Consider the following 19556-nt stretch of genomic DNA (forward strand, 5'->3'; position numbering starts at 1 on the left):
AAAGAACCGATCAACTCATCCATGACAGGGGCTGAAGCGGGCGAAGATGAGGCATTTCAAAGCGTCATTCCATAGGCAAAACACGAACCGGACGCGTCCTAATGGAGATCAGGAAATGCCCTACACGGCCTCCTAAATCGAGACCCCGCCCGACGAGTGCTAGACTCTCGCACCGTCCATTGCCCGATCGATTTCATGTTCCCTCTCTCCTCACCACTGCCTCCCGCACCGCTGCAACCGCTCAATTTTGACTGGCTCCAGGCAGCGGGCGTGGAGGCGGCGATCCTGCGGCTGGACCTCGTCGATCCGCTGATCAGCGGCAATAAATGGTTCAAGCTCAAGCACCATCTGGCGGCGGCTGAGCGAGCCGGTGCACGGGGTGTTATCAGCCTGGGCGGCGCGCATTCCAATCACCTGCATGCGCTGGCGGCGGCGGGCAAGCGCTTTGGTTTTGCCACGGTCGGGTTGTTGCGGGGGCATGCGGTCGAGACGCCAACGGTGCTGGATGTACAGGCGTTCGGCATGGAGTTGCACTGGCTGGGTTACGCCGGGTATCGCGCGCGCCATGACGCGGATTTCTGGGTGCCGTGGCGCGAGCGTTATCCGCATCTGTTTCCGGTGCCCGAGGGCGGAGGCGGGCTAGACGGCGCGTTGGGCTGCGCTGAAATCGTCGAACAGGCGCGCAGCCAGCTCGGCGATTTGGGGTGGGAGGATTACGATTGCTGGTGGCTGGCGTGTGGCACCGGCACAACGCTGGCGGGATTGGCACTGGCGGAGGCGGGGCAGCATGAGGTGATAGGCGCGATGGCGGTGCCCGAAGGTCATGGGGTTGAGGGCAATGTGGAGGGGATTGTTGAAGCTTTCGCGAGCAAGCTCGCTCCCACAGGGACTGTGGCGCCCTCGGGCAGAATGAGTCCGCGACCGACAGGCTCGGACGTGGGGGTAGACCGCAAAAAGCCCCAGGGTTACCGCTTGCTCGACGCCAGTCGTGGCGGCTTTGCGAAGACCGATCCCGCGTTGCTGGATTTCATTGCGCGGCACGAAGCCGAAGCCGGTATCCCCCTCGAACCGCTGTACACCGGCAAGGCATTGCTGGCGCTGCACGAAGAAGTGATCTCGGGCCGGATCGCCAAGGGCACGCGGCTGATTTTCCTGCACACCGGCGGACTGCAGGGCAAGCGAACCTTCGATGCTGCGCACGCACATCCCTGACGCCGGAGCGCGCATCCGGGCACTGGCACGAATCCTGCGGCCCACACCCCCGACAGGTCGGTCCTGAGTACGTCGGCGGCATTTCTGGAGTCGGGCGGGCAGGGCGCTGTGCCGATAATCGGATCTTTCCCACGCGCGCCGAGGTTTCCATGACCACTCCCGTCCTTGAGCAGGTCGATCCTGCCACCCTGAGAAAAGTCATCGTGGCGGCCGCCATCGGCAATTTTGTCGAATGGTTCGACTTCGCGGTGTACGGCTTTCTGGCCACGACCATTGCCCAGCAGTTCTTCCCCAGCGGCGACGCCAGCGCCGCGCTCTTGAAAACCTTCGCGGTGTTCGCCGTGGCTTTCGCGTTTCGTCCCTTGGGCGGGGTGTTCTTCGGCATGCTGGGCGACCGCATCGGCCGCAAGCGCACGCTGGCGTTCACCATTCTGTTGATGGCCGGGGCGACGACCATCATCGGTCTGCTGCCGACCTACGCCGCAATCGGCGTGATGGCACCCGTTTTGCTCACCCTCATCCGTTGCGCTCAGGGCTTCTCCGCCGGGGGAGAATACGCGGGGGCGTGTGCCTACTTGATGGAGCACGCGCCACGCACGCAACGGGCGTGGTACGGCAGTTTCGTGCCGGTGTCGACCTTTTCGGCCTTCGCGGCGGCGGCGATCATTGCCTACGCGCTGGAGGCCTCTTTGAGCACCGAAGCCATGGGCAGTTGGGGCTGGCGGCTGCCGTTTCTGATCGCCGCGCCGTTGGGGCTGGTCGGGCTGTACCTGCGCTGGAAACTGGACGAAACACCGGCCTTTCAGGCGGTCAAGCAGGAACACGCGGTCGCCCATTCGCCGCTCAAGGACACCCTGCGCAATCACGGCGCGGCGATCTGCTGCCTTGGCGCGTTCGTGTCGCTGACGGCGCTGTCGTTCTACATGTTCACCACCTATTTCGCGACGTACTTGCAGGTGGCGGGCGGCCTTAACCGTGCGACCGCGCTGTTGGTGTCGTTGATTGCCTTGCTGTTCGCCGCCGCGATCTGTCCGGTGGCCGGGGCGTTTTCCGACAAGGTCGGGCGACGCAAGACGGTGCTCAGCACCTGCGTCCTGCTGATCGTGGTGGTGTATCCGTCGTTTTTGATGGCCAGTTCCGGTTCTTTTGTGGCCTCGATCGTCGGTGTGATGTTGCTGGCGATCGGCGCTGTCCTGTGCGGTGTGGTGACGGCGGCTTTGTTGTCGGAGACCTTTCCCACGCGTACCCGTTACACCGCTTCGGCGATCACCTACAACATGGCGTACACAATCTTCGGCGGAACGGCGCCGCTGATGGCGACCTGGCTGATCGGCGCGACGGGCAGCAACCTGGCGCCGGCGTTTTACCTGATCGTCATCGCGCTGCTGGCGCTGGCGGGAGGGCTGGCCTTGCCGGAGACGTCCAAAGTGTCGCTGCATGAGGTGGAAGGTTCGTTGACGGCGCGGGGGAGATTGCAGACGGCGATTTGACTGGGGGCTCCACCTTGCTTACTAAGGAGGCGGTGTGCCTGCTGGATGTTGGGCGGATTGCAGGCCGTCTTCGTGAGCAAGCTCACTCCCACAGGATTTGCGTTTGCTTGACAGGAGAGTGGTGTCAAAAAGCTTCAGGTGTCCTGACACCACGCCACCCATCAGACAAATCAGCAACAAAATATGGCAGCGGCGCCCCAAAAAATGGCACATTGGCGGCCCCTTGTGCCGCTGACATGTTCTGTAACGAGTCCCACGGCGCATCAACGTTCGATGGATGAACCCGATGGCCGTTACCAGTCCTGCAACCGTGCCCGCGACCGATACCCAGCCCGTTCCCGCCCCGCAATCTACGCAATCAAGCCCCTTGGTCATGCGCATCATTGGTGCGGTGGCCCTGGCGCACCTGCTCAATGACCTGATCCAGTCGATCCTGCCTTCGATCTACCCGATGCTGAAGGCCTCGTACGGCCTGAGCTTTACCCAGGTCGGCTTGATCACGCTGACGTTTCAGGTCACGGCGTCCCTGCTGCAGCCCTGGGTCGGTTATTACACCGATCGCCATCCCAATCCGTTGGTGCTGCCGGTCGGTTCGTTGTGCATTTTGGGCGGCGTCATGATGCTCGCGACCGTAGGCAGCTTCCCGTTGATCCTGCTCGCCGCAGGGTTGATCGGCATTGGCTCGTCGACCTTTCACCCTGAAGCCTCGCGCATCGCCCGGCTGGCCTCCGGCGGGCGCTTTGGTCTGGCGCAGTCGAGCTTCCAGGTGGGCGGCAACAGCGGGTCGGCCATCGGACCGCTGCTGGCGGCGGCGATCATCATTCCGTTCGGTCAGGGGCATATCGCCTGGTTCGGGGTGGTGGCGCTGTTTTCCGTAGGGCTGCTGTACGCCATCAGCCGCTGGTACAAGGCGCACCTGGCGCTGTTCAAGATCAAGGCCGGGCAAGCAGCGACCCACGGGCTGTCGAAACGTCGGGTGACCAGCGCGCTGGTGGTGCTGGCGCTGCTGGTGTTCTCCAAATATTTCTACATGGCCAGCTTCACCAGCTACTTCACCTTTTACCTCATCGACAAATTCCAGCTGTCCGTGGCCAGCTCCCAGCTGCACTTGTTCATGTTCCTGGCGGCGGTGGCGGCGGGCACATTCTTCGGCGGGCCGATTGGCGATCGCATTGGCCGTAAAGCGGTAATCTGGTTCTCTATTCTGGGCGTGGCGCCGTTCACCATCGCGCTGCCTTACGCTGACTTGTTTTGGACCAGCGTGCTCAGCGTGATCATCGGTTTCATTCTGGCCTCGGCGTTCTCCGCCATCGTCGTCTACGCCCAGGAACTGGTGCCGGGCAACGTCGGCATGATCGCCGGCATCTTCTTCGGCCTGATGTTCGGCTTTGGCGGCATCGGCGCCGCATTATTGGGTCACCTCGCGGACCTTCACGGCATCGTCTATGTCTACACGCTGTGTTCCTACCTGCCGCTGTTAGGCATCCTCGCCATCCTGCTTCCGAGAACTTCAAAAAGGTGTTGATAGCCGTCGCGATTTTTCTGGTCACCATCACCCTGGTGATATGGCAACCCAAGGGCCTTGGTGTCGGCTGGAGTGCAACGTTTGGCGCCGTGCTCGCGCTGCTTTTCGGGGTGGTGCACCTGAGTGACATCCCTCAGGTCTGGCACATTATCTGGAACGCAACCGGGACATTCATTGCGCTGATCATCATCAGCCTGCTGCTCGACGAGGCCGGGTTTTTCAACTGGGCCGCGCTGCACGTGGCGCGTTGGGGCAACGGCAAGGGCCGGCGGCTGTTCGCGTTTATCGTGCTGCTCGGCGCGTTGGTGTCGGCGTTGTTCGCCAATGACGGCGCCGCGCTGATCCTCACCCCGATCGTGATGTCGATGCTGCTGGCCCTGCGTTTTTCGCCGGCGACCACCCTGGCTTTCGTGATGGCGGCTGGGTTCATCGCCGACACCGCGAGCCTGCCGCTGGTGGTCTCCAACCTGGTCAACATCGTCTCTGCCGACTATTTCGGCATCGGCTTCAACCGCTACGCGTCGGTGATGGTGCCGGTGAATCTGGTCAGCGTTGCCGCCACCCTGGCGGTGCTGATGCTGTTCTTTCGCCGCGACATCCCGAAGACCTTCGACGCCTCGCAACTGGACGAGCCGTCTTCGGCGATCAAGGACCGCGCGACCTTCATGACCGGTTGGTGGGTGCTGGGGATCTTGCTGGTGGGCTGCTTCGCCCTGGAGCCGCTGGGAATTCCCATCAGTGCGATCTCCGCTGTGTGCGCCGTGATCCTGTTGGGCATTGCCGCCAAAGGCCACCGCATTTCCACGCGGAAGGTGCTGAAAGACGCGCCGTGGCAGATCGTGATTTTCTCCCTGGGCATGTACTTGGTGGTGTATGGCCTGCGCAATCAGGGCCTGACCGACTACCTCGCGACCTGGCTGGATCGTTTCGCCGAACATGGTTTGTGGGGCGCGGCCATGGGCACGGGCGTGCTGACGGCGCTGCTGTCGTCGGTAATGAACAACCTGCCGACGGTGCTGATCGGCCTGTTGTCCATCGAGGCCAGTCAGGCACATGGCCTGCTGCAGGAAGCGATGATTTACGCCAACGTGATCGGCAGCGACCTGGGCCCGAAAATCACCCCGATCGGCAGCCTCGCGACGTTGTTGTGGCTGCACGTGCTGGCGAAGAAGGGCGTGACCATCGGCTGGGGCTATTACTTCCGCGTCGGCATCGTGCTGACCGTGCCGGTGCTGTTGGTCACCCTCGCGGCGCTGGTGCTGCGACTGAGCCTGTAACGCGGCGAGAGTCCGGCAGGTTCGGCCACAGGTCGGGCACCAGAAATAGCCGCTCGGCCTCTTCCCAGTGGCCGTCGGCATGGCGGGTCAGGCGCACCAGCAGTTGCGCCGGCCCGAGCGGGTCCAGGGCCTCCAGCCAGTCCTTAAACTGGCGAGGGGTCCATGCCTTGTCGCAGCGCGCCGGTGCCAGCCAGGCCGGACGCGGCAGCCATTGCCAGCGACCGTCCAGGCTGTTTTCTGCGTAGCCCGGCCAGTCCTTTTGATGCAGCCACTTTCCCCGCAGATGCTCAGGGTGTGCCCCTTGTGGCGACGCGCCCGCACCGGGCCATGGATAAAACAGATAACCCCCCAGCCAGAGCGAAGCGCTAAAGGTGTCCACGCCCCGCGCAGCAAGAACGGCGCTGCTCTCGGGGCGCGCTGACATGGGCAGTTGATGCTGATTCAGGTGCGCGAGCTTCAAATCCAGCCGGTCGAGGGCGCCGGGGCCGAGCCAGTGGGCCGGGTTTTCGCCGTCCTGATCCTGCTGCCCCAGGTACAGCTTGATCGCCAATTCAATATGGTGAACGCCACCCTTATCCCTCAGCAGCATGTCCAGCTCGCCCAGCGTGCGGCCTTCGCCCTGAATGGGCAGGTTAGCCGCGAGCAGTTCCACGCCGGGCGCGTGCTGGATTGCGAATTGCCAGAGCCGCTCGTAATACAGCCCCAGCCGCCGCGTCGAGCTTCTCGCCAGCCAGTCGTTGAGTGCGCTGTCGTCCTGGTCCAGCTGCGTTAAAAAAGCTTCAAGCGCTTCGGGCTGCTGCACCCAGTCGCTGCCGCTGAGGGGGTGTCGCTGGGGCCACTGGGTTTCCGTCAGCAGGGGCGGCGACAGGATTACCAACGCCAGATCACGTACGGTGTGCGTATGCAGCTGACGGGGCAGGGCGGTCAGGGTCGGGAAAGAGTTATTCATCAAGGCAGGATAGCGGGTGATGGGCGCTCTCGGCCACCGCTTCATCGTCGCCGTCGGATGCGACAGGTCAGCTCAGGCATGCCTGAAAGGCGCTGCTTGAAGGGTGCGCTTAAAGAGCCCATTTGCCGCCCCCGACCCCTTCGCCCATAATCGCGTTCTTTACACGCATCAAGCCTGCGGGAGCCCCATGGAGCAATTTCGAAATATCGGCATCATTGGTCGCCTGGGCAGTACCCAGGTGGTGGAGACCGTTCGCCGACTCAAGAAATTCCTGATATCGCGGCACCTGCATGTGATCCTCGAAGACGCCATCGCCGAGGTCTTGCCGGGGCATGGTTTGCAGACCTCTTCGCGCAAGATGCTCGGTGAAGTCTGCGACATGGTCATCGTCGTCGGCGGCGACGGCAGCCTGCTCGGCGCCGCCCGTGCGCTGGCCAAGCACAACGTGCCGGTGCTGGGCATCAACCGCGGCAGCCTGGGCTTCCTGACCGACATCCGCCCCGACGAGCTGGAAGTCAAAGTCGCGGAAGTGCTCGACGGCCACTATCTGGTGGAAAACCGCTTCCTGTTACAGGCCGAAGTGCGCCGTCACGGCGAAGCGATCGGACAGGGCGACGCCCTCAACGACGTCGTGCTGCACCCCGGCAAATCCACGCGGATGATCGAATTCGAAATCTACATCGACGGCCAGTTCGTCTGCAGCCAGAAGGCCGACGGTCTGATCGTCGCCACGCCCACCGGCTCCACAGCCTACGCGCTGTCGGCGGGCGGGCCGATCATGCACCCCAAACTCGACGCCATCGTCATCGTGCCGATGTACCCGCACACGCTGTCCGGCCGGCCGATTGTCGTCGACGGAAACAGTGAGCTGAAAATCGTTGTCTCAAAGGACATGACGATCTACCCACAGGTTTCCTGCGATGGCCAGAACCACTTCACCTGCGCGCCGGGTGACACCGTGACCGTGAAAAAGAAGCCGCAGAAGCTGCGACTCATTCACCCCCTCGACCACAACTACTACGAAGTCTGCCGGACCAAACTCGGTTGGGGCAGTCGGCTTGGCGGCGGGAGCGACTGATGCTCGATCCCGCGCGTGGCTACGATCTGATCGGTGACGTGCATGGTTGTGCCCAGACCCTTGAGCACTTGCTCGACACCCTTGGTTACCGCTTCCAGGCCGGCGTGTGGCGCCACCCTGAGCGCATCGCCGTGTTCCTCGGCGACATCATCGACCGCGGCCCGCGCATTCGCGAGGCGTTGCACATCGTCCGTGACATGGTCGAAGCCGGCCAGGCGTTCTGCATCATGGGCAACCATGAATTCAACGCGCTGGGCTGGAGCACCCCGGCACCGCCTGAGAGCGGCCATGAATGGGTGCGCGAGCACACGCCGCGCCATGCCCGTCTGCTGGGCGAAACCCTGGCGCAGTTTGAGCAGCATCCCGGTGACTGGAACGACTTCCTCAAATGGTTTTACCAATTGCCGCTGTTCATCGACGCCGAGCGCTTCCGCGTGGTCCACGCTTGCTGGGATGCCAGCCTGATCGAGCCGTTGCGCAGCGTTCACGGCGACGGTCGCATCGACCAGGCCTTCGTGCAGGCGTCGGCGGAGCCCGGTAGTTTTGCCTGCGCCGTGTTTGATCGCCTGCTGCGCGGCACCGACATGCGCCTGCCCCACGGCATGACCCTGACCGGGGGCGACGGCCTGACCCGCGGCTCGTTCCGCACCAAGTTCTGGGAAGACGACCCGCAGACCTACGGCGACGTGGTGTTTCAGCCTGACGCGCTGCCCGAGCCGGTGGCGCGGCGGCCGCTGTCCCCCAGCGAGAAAAACGCGCTGCTGCGGTACGGCGCCGATGAACCGCTGTTGTTCGTCGGCCACTACTGGCGCAGCGGCATTCCCGCCCCGATCCGCCCCAATCTGGCCTGCCTCGACTACAGCGCCGTGCTCTACGGCAAGCTGGTCGCCTACCGGCTGGATCAGGAAACACAGATTGACCCGGACAAGTTCGTCTGGGTCGACGTCACCCGACCGGAGATGGGTCAATGAGTCCGGTTGCTGTATTGCGTTTGCCCCTCCAAACCGACCTGAGTGGTTTCGTCGAGTTGCTGCGACGCCTCAACGTGCCCCATCGGGTCAGCGAGGAGGCCGGTGAGCAAGTGCTGTGGGTGCCCGATGCGCCGCAACTGGCCGATGACGTCCGCCAGTTGTATCAGCAATACCCCGAAGGCGACCCGACCGCGCAGTTGCCGCCGGGACGCGAGGTGGTGGCCGTGAGCCGGCTGAGTCCGCTGGTCCAGGTGCGCAACAGCCCGGTCACCAGCGTGATCTTGCTGCTGTGCCTGATCGTCGCCGGCGTGACCTTGCTCGGCGACAATTTTGAAGCCTTGAGCTGGTTGACCTTCAACGACTTCCGCGTCAACGGCGAGTACATCAGCTTTCTGCCGGTGGAAACATCGCTGGGGGCGGGGCAGTGGTGGCGGGTGGTCACGCCGATGCTGATTCATTTCGGCCTGCTGCACCTGGTGATGAACGCGCTGTGGTTCTGGGAGCTGGGCCGACGCATCGAAATGCGCCAGGGCAGTTGGCAGTTGCTCGGACTGACCCTGGCGTTCAGCGCGTTTTCCAATTACGTCCAGTATTTCTGGAGCGGCCCGAGTCTGTTCGGCGGTCTGTCCGGCGTGCTGTATGGCCTGCTCGGTCACTGCTGGATCTTTCAATTGCTCGCCCCCAACCCCATGTATCGTTTACCACGCGGTGTTCTGGGGATGATGCTGATCTGGCTGGTGGTGTGCCTGTCTGGCGTCGTCGGTGTGCTCGGGTTTGGCGAAATCGCCAACGGCGCCCACGTCGGCGGCCTGATCATCGGTTGTGCTACAGGTCTTGTGGGCGGTGCACTGGCCCGCCGCAAACATTAAAATCGCCCGCTTAATTCTGGGAGAACCCAATGTCCTCTTTTGTCGAAATGATCGAAAACATCACCCCGGACGTCTACGAAAGCCTGAAGCTGGCGGTGGAAATCGGCAAATGGTCCGACGGCCGCAAGCTGACCCAGGAACAACGTGAGCTGTCGCTGCAGGCGTTGATTGCCTGGGAAGTGCGCAACGTGCCCGAGGACCAGCGCATCGGCTACATGGGCCCGCAAGAGTGCGCGTCGAAGTCGGCGCCGGTACCCAATATCCTGTTCAAATCGGACTCCATTCATTGATTGAAATCGGCAGAGGCTCCGTCAACAAAATGTCCGCGCGGCTTGAGGCTTCGCGGGTGGAATATGCGTTCCGGCTGGGTGATTCACAGATCCCGGTCAACCCGCTGATCGGCAAGACCGTGCGCCTGGAGTTTCTGGGTGCGATTCATTGCAGCCATTGCGGCAAGCGCACCAAAACCAGCTACAGCCAGGGTTATTGCTACCCGTGCATGCTCAAGCTGGCGCAGTGCGACCTGTGCATCATGAGCCCGGAGCGCTGCCATCACGAGCATGGCACCTGCCGCGATCCGGCCTGGGGCGAGCAGTTCTGCATGACCGATCACGTGGTCTATCTGGCCAACTCGTCGGGGGTCAAAGTCGGCATCACCCGCGCCACCCAGCTGCCAACGCGCTGGCTGGACCAGGGCGCCAGTCAGGCGTTGCCGATCGTGCGCTGCGCCACCCGGCAGCAGTCCGGCTTTGTGGAAGATCTGTTCCGCAGCCAGGTGGCCGACCGCACCAACTGGCGCGCGCTGCTCAAGGGCGACGCACCGGCGGTTGATCTGGCGGCGATTCGTCAGCAACTGTTCGAGTCCTGCGCCGAAGGCCTGGTCGCGCTGCAAATGCGCTTTGGCTTGCAGGCCATTCAGGTGATGAACGATGTCGAGCCTATCGAGATCCGATACCCGGTAGAGGCCTACCCGACCAAGATCGTCAGCTTCAACCTAGACAAGAATCCGGTCGCCGAAGGCACCCTGTTGGGCGTCAAAGGGCAGTACCTGATCTTCGACACCGGCGTGATCAATATTCGCAAATACACGGCGTATCAACTCGCCGTGCATCAGTAGCCCGTATTAGCAGAAGAAGGGACAACAGCATGCGCACAGACCAGCCGAAAATGATTTACCTGAAGGATTATCAGGCGCCTGAGTACCTCATTGACGAGACCCACCTGACGTTCGAATTGTTCGACGACCACTCGCTGGTCCACGCGCAGTTGGTGATGCGCCGCAACCCGGACCGCGCCGCGCTCGCTCAAGGCGCGGCCTTGCCACCGCTGGAACTCGACGGCCAGCAGCTTGAGCTGCTGTCGGTGAAGCTGGCGGATGTCGACCTGTCCGAGGGCGACCTTGCACAGAACGGCTACCAGCTGACCCCCGACAGCCTCACCGTGCAGCCGACGTCCGAGACCTTCACCCTCGACACCACCGTGAAGATCCACCCGGAAACCAACACCGCGCTGGAAGGCCTGTACAAATCCAGCGGCATGTTCTGCACCCAGTGCGAGGCCGAGGGCTTCCGCAAGATCACCTATTACCTCGACCGCCCGGACGTGATGAGCACGTTCACCACGACCGTCAGCGCCAACAAGCAGGCCTTCCCGATCCTGCTGTCCAACGGCAACCTGATCGCCGCCGGCCCCTCCGATGACACCCAGCGTCACTGGGCAACGTGGGAAGACCCGTTCAAGAAGCCGGCCTACCTGTTCGCGCTGGTGGCCGGTGACTTGTGGTGCATCGAAGACACCTTCATCACCATGAGCCAGCGCAAGGTCACGCTGCGCATCTTCGTCGAGCCGGAAAACGTCGACAAATGCCAGCACGCCATGGACAGCCTGAAGAAGTCCATGCGCTGGGACGAAGAGGTCTACGGCCGCGAATACGATCTGGACATCTTCATGATCGTCGCCGTCAACGACTTCAACATGGGCGCCATGGAGAACAAGGGCCTCAACATCTTCAATTCCAGCGCCGTGCTGGCCCGCGCCGAAACCGCGACCGATGCCGCCCACCAGCGCGTCGAAGCGATCGTCGCCCACGAATACTTCCACAACTGGACCGGCAACCGCGTCACCTGCCGCGACTGGTTCCAGCTGTCGCTGAAGGAAGGCTTCACGGTGTTCCGTGATTCCGGCTTCTCTGCGGACATGAACTCGGCCACGGTCAAGCGCATTCAGGACGTGGCTTACCTGCGCACCCACCAGTTCGCCGAAGACGCCGGCCCCATGGCCCACGCCGTGCGCCCTGACAGCTTCATCGAGATTTCCAACTTCTACACCCTGACCGTGTACGAGAAGGGCGCGGAAGTGGTCGGCATGATCCACACGCTGTTGGGCGTGGAAGGATTCCGCAAGGGCAGCGACCTGTTCTTCGAGCGCCATGACGGCCAGGCCGTGACCTGCGACGACTTCGTCAAGGCCATGGAAGACGCCAACGGTGTCGACTTCACGCAGTTCAAGCGCTGGTACTCCCAGGCCGGCACGCCGCGTCTGGCGGTCAGCGAGTCCTACGACGCTGCCGCGAAAACCTACAGCCTGACCTTCCGTCAGAGCACGCCAACCACGCCGGGCCAGCCGGGCGATCAGAAGCTGCCGTTCGTGATCCCGGTTGCCATGGGTCTGCTGGACGCCCAGGGTCAGGAACTCCCTCTGCGCCTGCACGGCGAGGCACCGGCGGTGAACACCTCCCGCGTGCTCTCGGTGACTGAAGCCGAGCAGACCTTCACCTTCATCGACATCGACGAACAGCCGCTGCCGTCGCTGCTGCGCGGGTTCTCGGCGCCGGTGAAACTGAGCTTCCCGTACAACCGCGATCAGTTGATGTTCCTGATGCAGCACGACAGCGATGGCTTCAACCGCTGGGATGCCGGTCAGCAACTGTCCGTGCAAGTGCTGCAGGACCTGATCGCCCAGCACCAGAAGGGCGAATCGCTGGTCATGGATCAGCGTCTGATCACCGCGCTGCACACGGTGCTCACCGACGAAAGCCTGGATCAGGCCATGGTCGCGGAAATGCTCTCGCTGCCGGGCGAGGCGTATCTGATCGAGATCAGCGAAGTGGCTGACGTCGATGCCATCCACGCCGCGCGGGAGTTTGCCCGCCAGCAATTGGCCGACAGCCTGAGTGACGCGCTGTGGCAGCGTTACCAGACCAATCGCGAGCTGTCGAAGCAGACGCCGTACGTGGCAGCGTCCGAGCACTTCGCTCGCCGTGCGCTGCAGAACATCGCCCTGTCTTACCTGATGCAGACCGGCAAGCCGGAAGTCCTGGCCGCCGCCATCGACCAGTTCGACACCGCCGACAACATGACCGAGCGCCTGACCGCGCTGGCCGTGCTGGTGAACTCGCCGTTCGAGGCCGAGAAGGCCAAGGCGCTGGAAGTGTTTGCCGAGAACTTCAAGGACAACGCGCTGGTCATGGATCAGTGGTTCAGCGTGCAGGCCGGCAGCACCTTGCCGGGCGGGCTGGAGCGTGTGAAAGCGCTGATGCAGCACCCGGCGTTCACCATGAAGAACCCGAACAAGGTGCGTGCCCTGATCGGCGCCTTTGCCGGGCAGAACCTGATCAACTTCCATGCGGCGGACGGTTCGGGCTATCGCTTCCTGGCCGATCTGGTCATCGAGCTGAACGGCTTCAACCCGCAGATCGCCTCCCGCCAGCTGGCGCCGCTGACCCGCTGGCGCAAATACGACAGCGCGCGCCAAGCGCTGATGAAAGCGGAACTGGAGCGCATCCTCGCCTCCGGTCCGCTGTCGCCTGACGTGTATGAAGTGGTGAGCAAAAGCCTGGCGTAAATCGGGCGGATGTTGAAAAGGGCTGTCCGTTTGCGCGGACAGCCCTTTTTTTGTGGATGCTGATTTATGGTTTCAGCGGCTGCGGAGCTGTCTTGTACGCGACACCTTGGTAGGACTGGCTTTAGCCGGGAAGAAGCCGGTTTGTGCGCCATCCATTTTGCGGTGTGACGAATGACGCCTTCCCGGCTGAAGCCGGTCCCACAATGCGAGTTGTCCAATGATTCCGGCGAGCGGGCGATCAGGCGTTGAAACCGATAATCGCCTTGGTCTCCAGATACTCCTCAAACCCCATCACGCCGTATTCCCGGCCATTGCCCGAGCGCTTGTAGCCGCCGAAGGGCGCCATGGGATCCCACGCCGGGTGGTTCAGGTGGACTTGCCCGGCGCGAATGCGCGAGGCCACGGCGCGGCCCAGTTCCAGGTCCTGCGCCTGCACGTGGGCGCCCAGGCCATAGACCGTGTCGTTGGCGATGGCCACGGCTTCGTCGATGGAGTCATAGGCGAGGATGCACAGCACCGGGCCGAAGATTTCCTCCTGGGCGATGCGCATCGCTGAGTCGACTTCGGAGAACACCGTTGGCTTGGTGTAATAACCTTTTTCAAACCCCGGCACACGGCCCGGGCCGCCGCACAGCAATTTCGCGCCTTCGCGGATGCCCGCTTCGATCATGGCTTGAACGCGGCTGAATTGGGCTTCGTTGGCAATGGGGCCGAGCTGGGTGTCGGGGGATTGCGGGTCACCGACGATCAAGGCGTCGGCGGTGGCGGCGGCCAGTGCTTCGACTTCAGCGAGGCGGGCGCGGGGCACGATCATTCGGGTCGGCGCGCTGCACGACTGGCCGACGTTGCGCAAGGCCGACAGCACCCCCAGCGGCACGGCTTTGGCGAAGTCGGCGTCGGGCAGCATGACGTTGGGCGATTTGCCGCCCAGTTCCTGGGTCACGCGTTTCACCGTCACCGCCGCCGCTTGCGCCACAAGCGCGCCGGCCCGATTTGAGCCGGTGATGGAAATCATGTCGATGTCGGGGTGGGCGGCGATGGCGGCGCCGACGTCAGGACCACTGCCGTTGACCAGATTGAACACCCCGGGCGGCAGGCCGGCGTCGTGGACCAGTTGGGCGAACAGCAGGGCGCTTAACGGCGACAGCTCGCTGGGTTTCAACACCACGGTGCAGCCGGCGGCGAGGGCCGGCGCGACTTTGGCAGTGATCTGGTAAAGCGGCCAGTTCCAAGGGGTGATCAGACCGCAGACGCCGATAGCTTCCCGCTCGATGGCGGTGGTGCCTTCGACGGTCTGGAAGCGGTAGGTTGATAGCAGATCCCGGGCAACCCGCACATGTTCGGCGGCCAGCGGCACCTGCATGGCGCGGGAGAAACTGATGGCGGCGCCCATCTCCAGTGAGAGGACTTGGGCGAGGGGCTCTTTGCGCTCAAGGATCAATGCGTGGATTTTGCTCAGGATCGCTGCGCGTTCTTTGACCGGTGTTGCTGACCAGTCAGGGAAGGCGGCACGCGCTGCTGCGACGGCCCGATCAACGTCCTCCGCCGACCCCCGCGCGACCTCGGCGACCACCTCTTCAGTGGCGGGATTGACCACCGGCAGAAGGGCCGGAATCGCGGGGGAGATCCACTCGCCGTTGATATAGAAGTGCCCGGCGTTTTGCAGCTCGATGCCGTGGGTGTTTGAAGGGTGTGAGGTCATCCAACTAGCTCCCTGGAGCGGTGATAAGGGCTGCGAACAGCGAGTCCTGACGTCTCGATACGCTAACAAACCGGCCCAGGCAAAAGATGCCGTAGTTGCGATCTGCAAGGGAGAATCTGCTGAATCCGCCGGGGTCCACGCCATCCGTTTTGCGGTGTGACACCTGACGTCTTCCCGGCTAAAGCCAGTCCTACAGTCGAGGTCATGCCGGATACCCTGAATGCACGCGATATGTTTTTGTAGGACCGGCTTCAGCCGGGAAGACGCCCGCATGAGCACCCACAATTTCGCGGCGTGACGCTTGACGTTTTCCCGGCTGAAGCCGGTCCTACAGGGGATTGCGTGCGCTGCCTGATTGGCGGGATGCATGCGGTCTGTTTTTGTAGGACCGGCTTCAGCCGGGAAGACGCCCGCATGAGCACCCACAATTTCGCGGTGTGGCGCCTGACGCTTTCCCGGCTAAAGCCAGTCCTACAGGGGATTGCGTACGCTGCCTGATTGGCGGGATGCATGCGGTCTGTTTTTGTAGGACTGGCTTTAGCCGGGAAGAGGCCTGTGTGAACGCCATCAAATTTGCGGCGTGACGCCCGACGCTTTCCCGGCTGAAGCCGGTCCTACAGGCCGACCGCGTTCAACTAGTGGGACCGGCTTTAGCCGGGAAGAGGCCTGTCTGAACGCCATCAAATTTGCGGTGTTGCGCCTGACGCTTTCCCGGCTGAAGCCGGTCCTACAGGGGATTGGCGTGCGCTGCTTGATTGGCGGCATGAACGCGGTCTGTTTTTGTAGGACCGGCTTTAGCCGGGACGAGGCCTGTGTGAACGCCATCAATTTTGCGGTGTGACGCCCGACGCTTTCCCGGCTGAAGCCGGTCCTACAGGGGATTGGCGTGCGCTGCTTGATTGGCGGCATGAACGCGGTCTGTTTTTGTAGGACTGGCTTTAGCCGGGAAGAGGCCTGTGTGAACGCCATCAATTTTGCGGTGTGACGCCCGACGTTTTCCCGGCTGAAGCCGGTCCTACACATCGCGGCATGCCTGGCAACGTTCACCCAATCGCCTGGGTCACCATCGCGAACTGGGCAATGCCATCCCGTGAGCGCGGCGGTTCGCCCAGCACCATCCGAGGCGCGCGATCAACGCACGGCAGCCCCAGACGCTCCAGCCAATCCACCAGCCCGCAATCAGCCAGAATATCGAAGCGCACAAACGCGCCGGGGATCAGGCCCAGCAGGTGCGTGATCATCTGCTTTGCCTGCGCCAGATCCTGCGCAACCACCGGCCCAATGAGATGCCCGCGACCAAACCGGCGGAGCAGGGCGCATCCCGTCAATTGTCCGCGCACCTCAACGCCCACCACGCACTCTGCCGTCGGCAGCAAATCGGCGAGCACCGCCGTGCGGTCCAGCCCGCTGCCGACATTGGCCAGTTCAATCACCTGCGGGTATTCGGCCTGCGTCACCTCACGACACAGCGCGTCTCCCGTCGCAGCCAGAACCGGCGGCATGTGCGGCACGCCTTGATGCTGCTGAATCCGAGCGTATTCGACGAAACCCATGCTCACATACAGCGGCGCCCCCGATTCAGTGGCGTTGAGGATCGGCGTGCGTGGCGCGGCGGCGTCCAGGCACAGGTGCATCAACTGCCGGCCAATGCCTTTGCTCTGGTGCTGATCACTGACGATCACCAACCCGATGGAAGAATAAGCCCCCTGATGGCAAGCAAATGCCACGCCCACCAACTGACCCTCGTGCTCAGCGACAAAACCCTCGGACGTGCGCTGCACCATCGCCCAGTCTTCCTCGCGATGGGGCCACTTCAAATGCACGGAAAGCGCGTGGGCAGCCGGCATGTCGGCCGCCGTGGCCGTGCGATAAACGTAAGGGTGGCTCATATGAGTTTTCCTGTACTGAGAAGGCTTGTTGCCAGTTGCGGCACCAGCGAGGGCTGAGTAAACCGGCGGATATCGAAGGGGCTGATGGACGTGCTGGTGCTGCCGGTGCTGATCAGTTCTGCCATCACGTCGCCGACCCCGGGGCCGAGCTGAAAGCCATGGCCGCAGAAGCCGAAGGCGTAAAACAGCCCGTCCACCATGCCGCTGGGGCCCATCACCGGCAGCGAGTCCGGCGTGTAGCTTTCGATGCCGCTCCAGGTGCGGATGATGTTGAGTTTCTCGGCGCCGGGCACCAGCCGCTTCATCTGGCGCATCTGATTGATCAGGCTTTCAGGCTTGAAAAATGCCCGATGGTTGACCATGTCCGGCGCGCAGCGGGCGCCGCCACCGATGATGATGTTGCCGCGGGGAATCTGCCGGAAGTAGATCACCTCTTCCTTGATCTTGGTGAACACGCCGATCACCGTCGGCAACGCGTAGGGCACAGGCTCCGTCACCGACATCTGCGGGCCGTTCGGCTCCAGGGGCACGGGTTCGTCGAACTGTTGAGACAGCTTGGTCGCCCACGCGCCGGCGGTGATCAACAGCTGCTCGGCGACGAACAATTGCCCATCGGTGGTGGTGACGTGGAACTGTCCGGCGACTTTTTGCACGTCGGCGACTTCGGTGCGTTCTTCGATTCGCGCGCCGAGGCGTCGGGCCGCGCGGGCAAAGGCCGGTGCCGCCAGACGCGGATTGGCGTGACCGTCGTGGGGCGCGTAGGAACCGCCCTTGACCTCTGCGCCAAGAAAAGGAAATCGCGTGTGCAACTCGGCGCCGCGATAGATTTTCAGGTCCAGATGCTCGGCTTCCGGGGCCGCGGCGTAAGCCTCCAGCTCGGCGATTTCGTCCTCGCGGTAACACACACGCATGTGCCCACTGGGGATGAACTCCAGGTCATCGTCGATCAGCTCCGGCAAGCGTTTCCACAAACCCCACGACCGGTTCGCCAGTTCGAGCTGGCCCAGATAGCGCCCTTGCCGCCGCACATTGCCGAAGTTCACGCCGCTGGCGTACTGACCGATTTGGTCGCGCTCCAGCAGCGTCACCGAGCGGCCGCGCCGCTGCAGGAAAAACGTCGACGAGGCGCCCATGACGCCGCCGCCGATCACCAGCACATCGCTTTTTTGCGGGTTCATTAAGGGTCCTCTCGCAGGTTATGGGGTTGCAGGCCACGGGGTTGCAGGTTGCGCGCCACGGCGTCGATTTCGATCAGGTAACCGTGATGCAAGACCGGGACCGGCACCACGGCGCGGGCGGGCCGATGCTCACCCAGGTACCGCGCATAGAGTCGGTCAAACGCCGGCCAGTGTTCAATGCCCACCACGTAGACCGTGACTTTCAGCAAATCGCCTGGGCCCAAGCCCGCTTCCCGGAGGATCGCGATCAGGTTGTCGAGGGCAATGGAGGCCTGCACCTCGAACGGTTGGTCGGCGCTGTGCTCGCCATTGGCCCGTACCGGCAATTGCCCGGACACGTAGACCACGCCTCCGTAGGCCACGGCCTGGGAATAGTGCCCGCCCGGCGCTGCTGCGTCGGCCGTGTGAATAATGTCGAGATCACCAGCCATGCAGACGACCCCAGGTGTGCACCGCGCCGTCCGCGTCGAGGGCGTGATAGTCCGGAAACTGCGCACCGGTGGCGCAGGCGTGGTTGGGCAGAATGCGCAGCCGGCTGCCGATAGGGAAGCGCGCGGCGAGGTCGGCACTGTCGTCGCCACCCAGGGTAATGATCCCGTGCTCCTGATTGGCGCCGGTAACCAACGCCCCTTCGATCCATTCCCCCGCTTCGCTGCACACCTGGCCGTAACCGAAGTCGTGGCGCTGACGCTGGGTGCCGCGATCACGACTCATGGCCATCCAGCCGGCGTCGGTGATGATCCAGCCCTTGTCCTGCTGATGGCCGATCACCGTGGTCAGCACGCTCAGGGCCAACTCGTCGGCCTGGCAGACGCCGATGTTGTGCATGACCAGATCGAAGAACACATACACGCCGGCACGCACCTCGGTCACGCCGTCCAAGCGCAGAGCTGATAGCGCGGTGGGCGTGGAGCCGATGCTGACGTCCGGGCAGTCGATCCCGGCTTCACGGATGCGTTGAGCGGCGCGGACGCAGAGGGCGCGCTCCTGCTCGGCGAGGGCCTGCAGGGCTTCGGGGTTGTCGAGGTCGTAGCTGGAACCGGCGTGGGTCATCACGCCGCGCAGTTGCACGCCACCCTCGCTGAGGATGCGCGCGACTTCGATGAGTGCCGGGTCTTCAGCGGCGAGGCCCGAGCGATGGCCGTCACAGTCGACCTCGATCCAGACGGGCCAGACGGGGTTGGATTCGTCGTGCTCACGCGCAAAGGCGACGATAGCCTGTGCGCCCTGAACGCTGTCGGTGAGCACGCTCAGGTTGCAACCGGCGCGCCGCAACGCCAGCGCCTGGAACAATTTGCCCGGAGCGATGGCGACCGCATACAGCACATCGCCAATGCCCTGGTTAAAACAGTGTTCGGCTTCCTTCAGGGTGGACACCGTCACGCCGCTGGCACCCGCAGCGATCTGCGCCTGAATCACCGGCAGGCATTTACTGGTCTTGACGTGGGGACGCAAGCGCACGCCGAGGCTGTCCATGCGTTGCTGCATGCGCTGGATATTGCGCTGCATGCGCGGAACATCGACCAGCGCGGCGGGGGTGTCGAGAGAGGCAATCGGCGTAGACATGACGGAA

Annotated in this window: 16 protein-coding genes; 10 read left to right on the top strand and 6 right to left on the bottom strand. The window is 63.2% G+C overall.

The window, feature by feature from the left end:
• Positions 1 to 195 precede the first annotated feature (195 nt).
• The 4 genes from IFT99_RS24605 (at position 196) to IFT99_RS24620 (ending at position 5504) form a co-directional block, all read left to right on the top strand.
• Entirely contained in the window at positions 196 to 1212 is a 1017-nt protein-coding gene (locus IFT99_RS24605) for a 1-aminocyclopropane-1-carboxylate deaminase/D-cysteine desulfhydrase (RefSeq protein WP_192135764.1), read from the top strand.
• 149 nt (positions 1213 to 1361) lie between these two features.
• Positions 1362 to 2702: an MFS transporter gene (locus IFT99_RS24610; RefSeq protein ID WP_192135766.1), complete on the top strand. Its 1341-nt coding sequence runs from the start codon at positions 1362 to 1364 to the stop codon at positions 2700 to 2702.
• 286 nt (positions 2703 to 2988) lie between these two features.
• Positions 2989 to 4227, top strand: a complete 1239-nt coding sequence (locus IFT99_RS24615; RefSeq protein WP_192135768.1) for an MFS transporter — start codon at positions 2989 to 2991, stop codon at positions 4225 to 4227.
• A complete protein-coding gene (locus tag IFT99_RS24620) occupies positions 4221 to 5504 on the top strand; it encodes an arsenical efflux pump membrane protein ArsB (protein WP_192135770.1) in 1284 nt (427 codons plus the stop codon). The genes IFT99_RS24615 and IFT99_RS24620 overlap by 7 nt, the downstream gene beginning before the upstream one ends.
• On the opposite strand, the gene IFT99_RS24625 is transcribed toward IFT99_RS24620, so the two are convergent.
• Entirely contained in the window at positions 5467 to 6453 is a 987-nt protein-coding gene (locus IFT99_RS24625) for a DUF1853 family protein (protein WP_192135772.1), read from the bottom strand. The genes IFT99_RS24620 and IFT99_RS24625 overlap by 38 nt on opposite strands.
• A gap of 187 nt (positions 6454 to 6640) precedes the next feature.
• Between IFT99_RS24625 and IFT99_RS24630 the strand changes: the two genes are divergently transcribed.
• From IFT99_RS24630 to pepN, 6 genes are read left to right on the top strand one after another with little or no spacing between them, the layout of a single operon-like run.
• Positions 6641 to 7531: an NAD(+) kinase gene (locus tag IFT99_RS24630; RefSeq protein WP_037011709.1), complete on the top strand. Its 891-nt coding sequence runs from the start codon at positions 6641 to 6643 to the stop codon at positions 7529 to 7531.
• A complete protein-coding gene (locus IFT99_RS24635) occupies positions 7531 to 8502 on the top strand; it encodes a metallophosphoesterase (protein WP_192135774.1) in 972 nt (323 codons plus the stop codon). Before IFT99_RS24630 ends, IFT99_RS24635 begins: the two co-directional genes overlap by 1 nt.
• Positions 8499 to 9371, top strand: a complete 873-nt coding sequence (locus tag IFT99_RS24640) for a rhomboid family intramembrane serine protease (protein WP_192135782.1) — start codon at positions 8499 to 8501, stop codon at positions 9369 to 9371. Before IFT99_RS24635 ends, IFT99_RS24640 begins: the two co-directional genes overlap by 4 nt.
• A gap of 29 nt (positions 9372 to 9400) precedes the next feature.
• Positions 9401 to 9661: a YeaC family protein gene (locus IFT99_RS24645; protein ID WP_074888021.1), complete on the top strand. Its 261-nt coding sequence runs from the start codon at positions 9401 to 9403 to the stop codon at positions 9659 to 9661.
• Positions 9658 to 10488, top strand: a complete 831-nt coding sequence (locus IFT99_RS24650; protein ID WP_192135784.1) for a DUF2797 domain-containing protein — start codon at positions 9658 to 9660, stop codon at positions 10486 to 10488. Before IFT99_RS24645 ends, IFT99_RS24650 begins: the two co-directional genes overlap by 4 nt.
• 29 nt (positions 10489 to 10517) lie before the next feature.
• On the top strand, positions 10518 to 13214 hold the full coding sequence (pepN, locus tag IFT99_RS24655) for an aminopeptidase N (RefSeq protein ID WP_192135786.1): 2697 nt from the start codon (positions 10518 to 10520) through the stop codon (positions 13212 to 13214).
• 238 nt (positions 13215 to 13452) lie between these two features.
• On the opposite strand, the gene IFT99_RS24660 is transcribed toward pepN, so the two are convergent.
• The 5 genes from IFT99_RS24660 to IFT99_RS24680 all read right to left on the bottom strand — a co-directional run bounded on the left by IFT99_RS24660 (position 13453) and on the right by IFT99_RS24680 (position 19549).
• On the bottom strand, positions 13453 to 14916 hold the full coding sequence (locus IFT99_RS24660; protein ID WP_192135788.1) for an aldehyde dehydrogenase family protein: 1464 nt from the start codon (positions 14914 to 14916) through the stop codon (positions 13453 to 13455).
• Between the two features lie 1043 nt (positions 14917 to 15959).
• Positions 15960 to 16805 (bottom strand): GNAT family N-acetyltransferase, encoded by an 846-nt coding sequence (locus tag IFT99_RS24665; RefSeq protein ID WP_192135790.1) that lies wholly within the window; start codon positions 16803 to 16805, stop codon positions 15960 to 15962.
• Positions 16802 to 17983, bottom strand: coding sequence for an NAD(P)/FAD-dependent oxidoreductase (locus IFT99_RS24670; protein WP_192135792.1), 1182 nt, complete (start codon positions 17981 to 17983; stop codon positions 16802 to 16804). The genes IFT99_RS24665 and IFT99_RS24670 overlap by 4 nt, the downstream gene beginning before the upstream one ends.
• A complete protein-coding gene (locus tag IFT99_RS24675; RefSeq protein ID WP_192135794.1) occupies positions 17983 to 18414 on the bottom strand; it encodes a RidA family protein in 432 nt (143 codons plus the stop codon). The genes IFT99_RS24670 and IFT99_RS24675 overlap by 1 nt, the downstream gene beginning before the upstream one ends.
• Positions 18404 to 19549, bottom strand: coding sequence for a DSD1 family PLP-dependent enzyme (locus IFT99_RS24680; protein WP_192135796.1), 1146 nt, complete (start codon positions 19547 to 19549; stop codon positions 18404 to 18406). Before IFT99_RS24680 ends, IFT99_RS24675 begins: the two co-directional genes overlap by 11 nt.
• Between the last annotated feature and the right edge of the window lie 7 nt (positions 19550 to 19556).

It is taken from the genome of Pseudomonas sp. CFBP 8772 (assembly GCF_014841665.1).
GTDB classification, from domain to species: Bacteria; Pseudomonadota; Gammaproteobacteria; order Pseudomonadales; family Pseudomonadaceae; genus Aquipseudomonas; species Aquipseudomonas graminis_B.

Bases quoted from the DNA above. Each gene is read 5' to 3' on its own strand.
- IFT99_RS24630 (WP_037011709.1), top strand. From the start codon at position 6,641: ATGGAGCAATTTCGAAATATCGGCATCATTGGTCGCCTGGGCAGTACC.
- pepN (WP_192135786.1), top strand. From the start codon at position 10,518: ATGCGCACAGACCAGCCGAAAATGATTTACCTGAAGGATTATCAGGCG.
- IFT99_RS24640 (WP_192135782.1), top strand. From the start codon at position 8,499: ATGAGTCCGGTTGCTGTATTGCGTTTGCCCCTCCAAACCGACCTGAGT.
- IFT99_RS24665 (WP_192135790.1), bottom strand. From the start codon at position 16,805: ATGAGCCACCCTTACGTTTATCGCACGGCCACGGCGGCCGACATGCCG.
- IFT99_RS24610 (WP_192135766.1), top strand. From the start codon at position 1,362: ATGACCACTCCCGTCCTTGAGCAGGTCGATCCTGCCACCCTGAGAAAA.
- IFT99_RS24645 (WP_074888021.1), top strand. From the start codon at position 9,401: ATGTCCTCTTTTGTCGAAATGATCGAAAACATCACCCCGGACGTCTAC.
- IFT99_RS24615 (WP_192135768.1), top strand. From the start codon at position 2,989: ATGGCCGTTACCAGTCCTGCAACCGTGCCCGCGACCGATACCCAGCCC.
- IFT99_RS24660 (WP_192135788.1), bottom strand. From the start codon at position 14,916: ATGACCTCACACCCTTCAAACACCCACGGCATCGAGCTGCAAAACGCC.
- IFT99_RS24670 (WP_192135792.1), bottom strand. From the start codon at position 17,983: ATGAACCCGCAAAAAAGCGATGTGCTGGTGATCGGCGGCGGCGTCATG.
- IFT99_RS24635 (WP_192135774.1), top strand. From the start codon at position 7,531: ATGCTCGATCCCGCGCGTGGCTACGATCTGATCGGTGACGTGCATGGT.
- IFT99_RS24605 (WP_192135764.1), top strand. From the start codon at position 196: ATGTTCCCTCTCTCCTCACCACTGCCTCCCGCACCGCTGCAACCGCTC.
- IFT99_RS24680 (WP_192135796.1), bottom strand. From the start codon at position 19,549: ATGTCTACGCCGATTGCCTCTCTCGACACCCCCGCCGCGCTGGTCGAT.
- IFT99_RS24675 (WP_192135794.1), bottom strand. From the start codon at position 18,414: ATGGCTGGTGATCTCGACATTATTCACACGGCCGACGCAGCAGCGCCG.
- IFT99_RS24625 (WP_192135772.1), bottom strand. From the start codon at position 6,453: ATGAATAACTCTTTCCCGACCCTGACCGCCCTGCCCCGTCAGCTGCAT.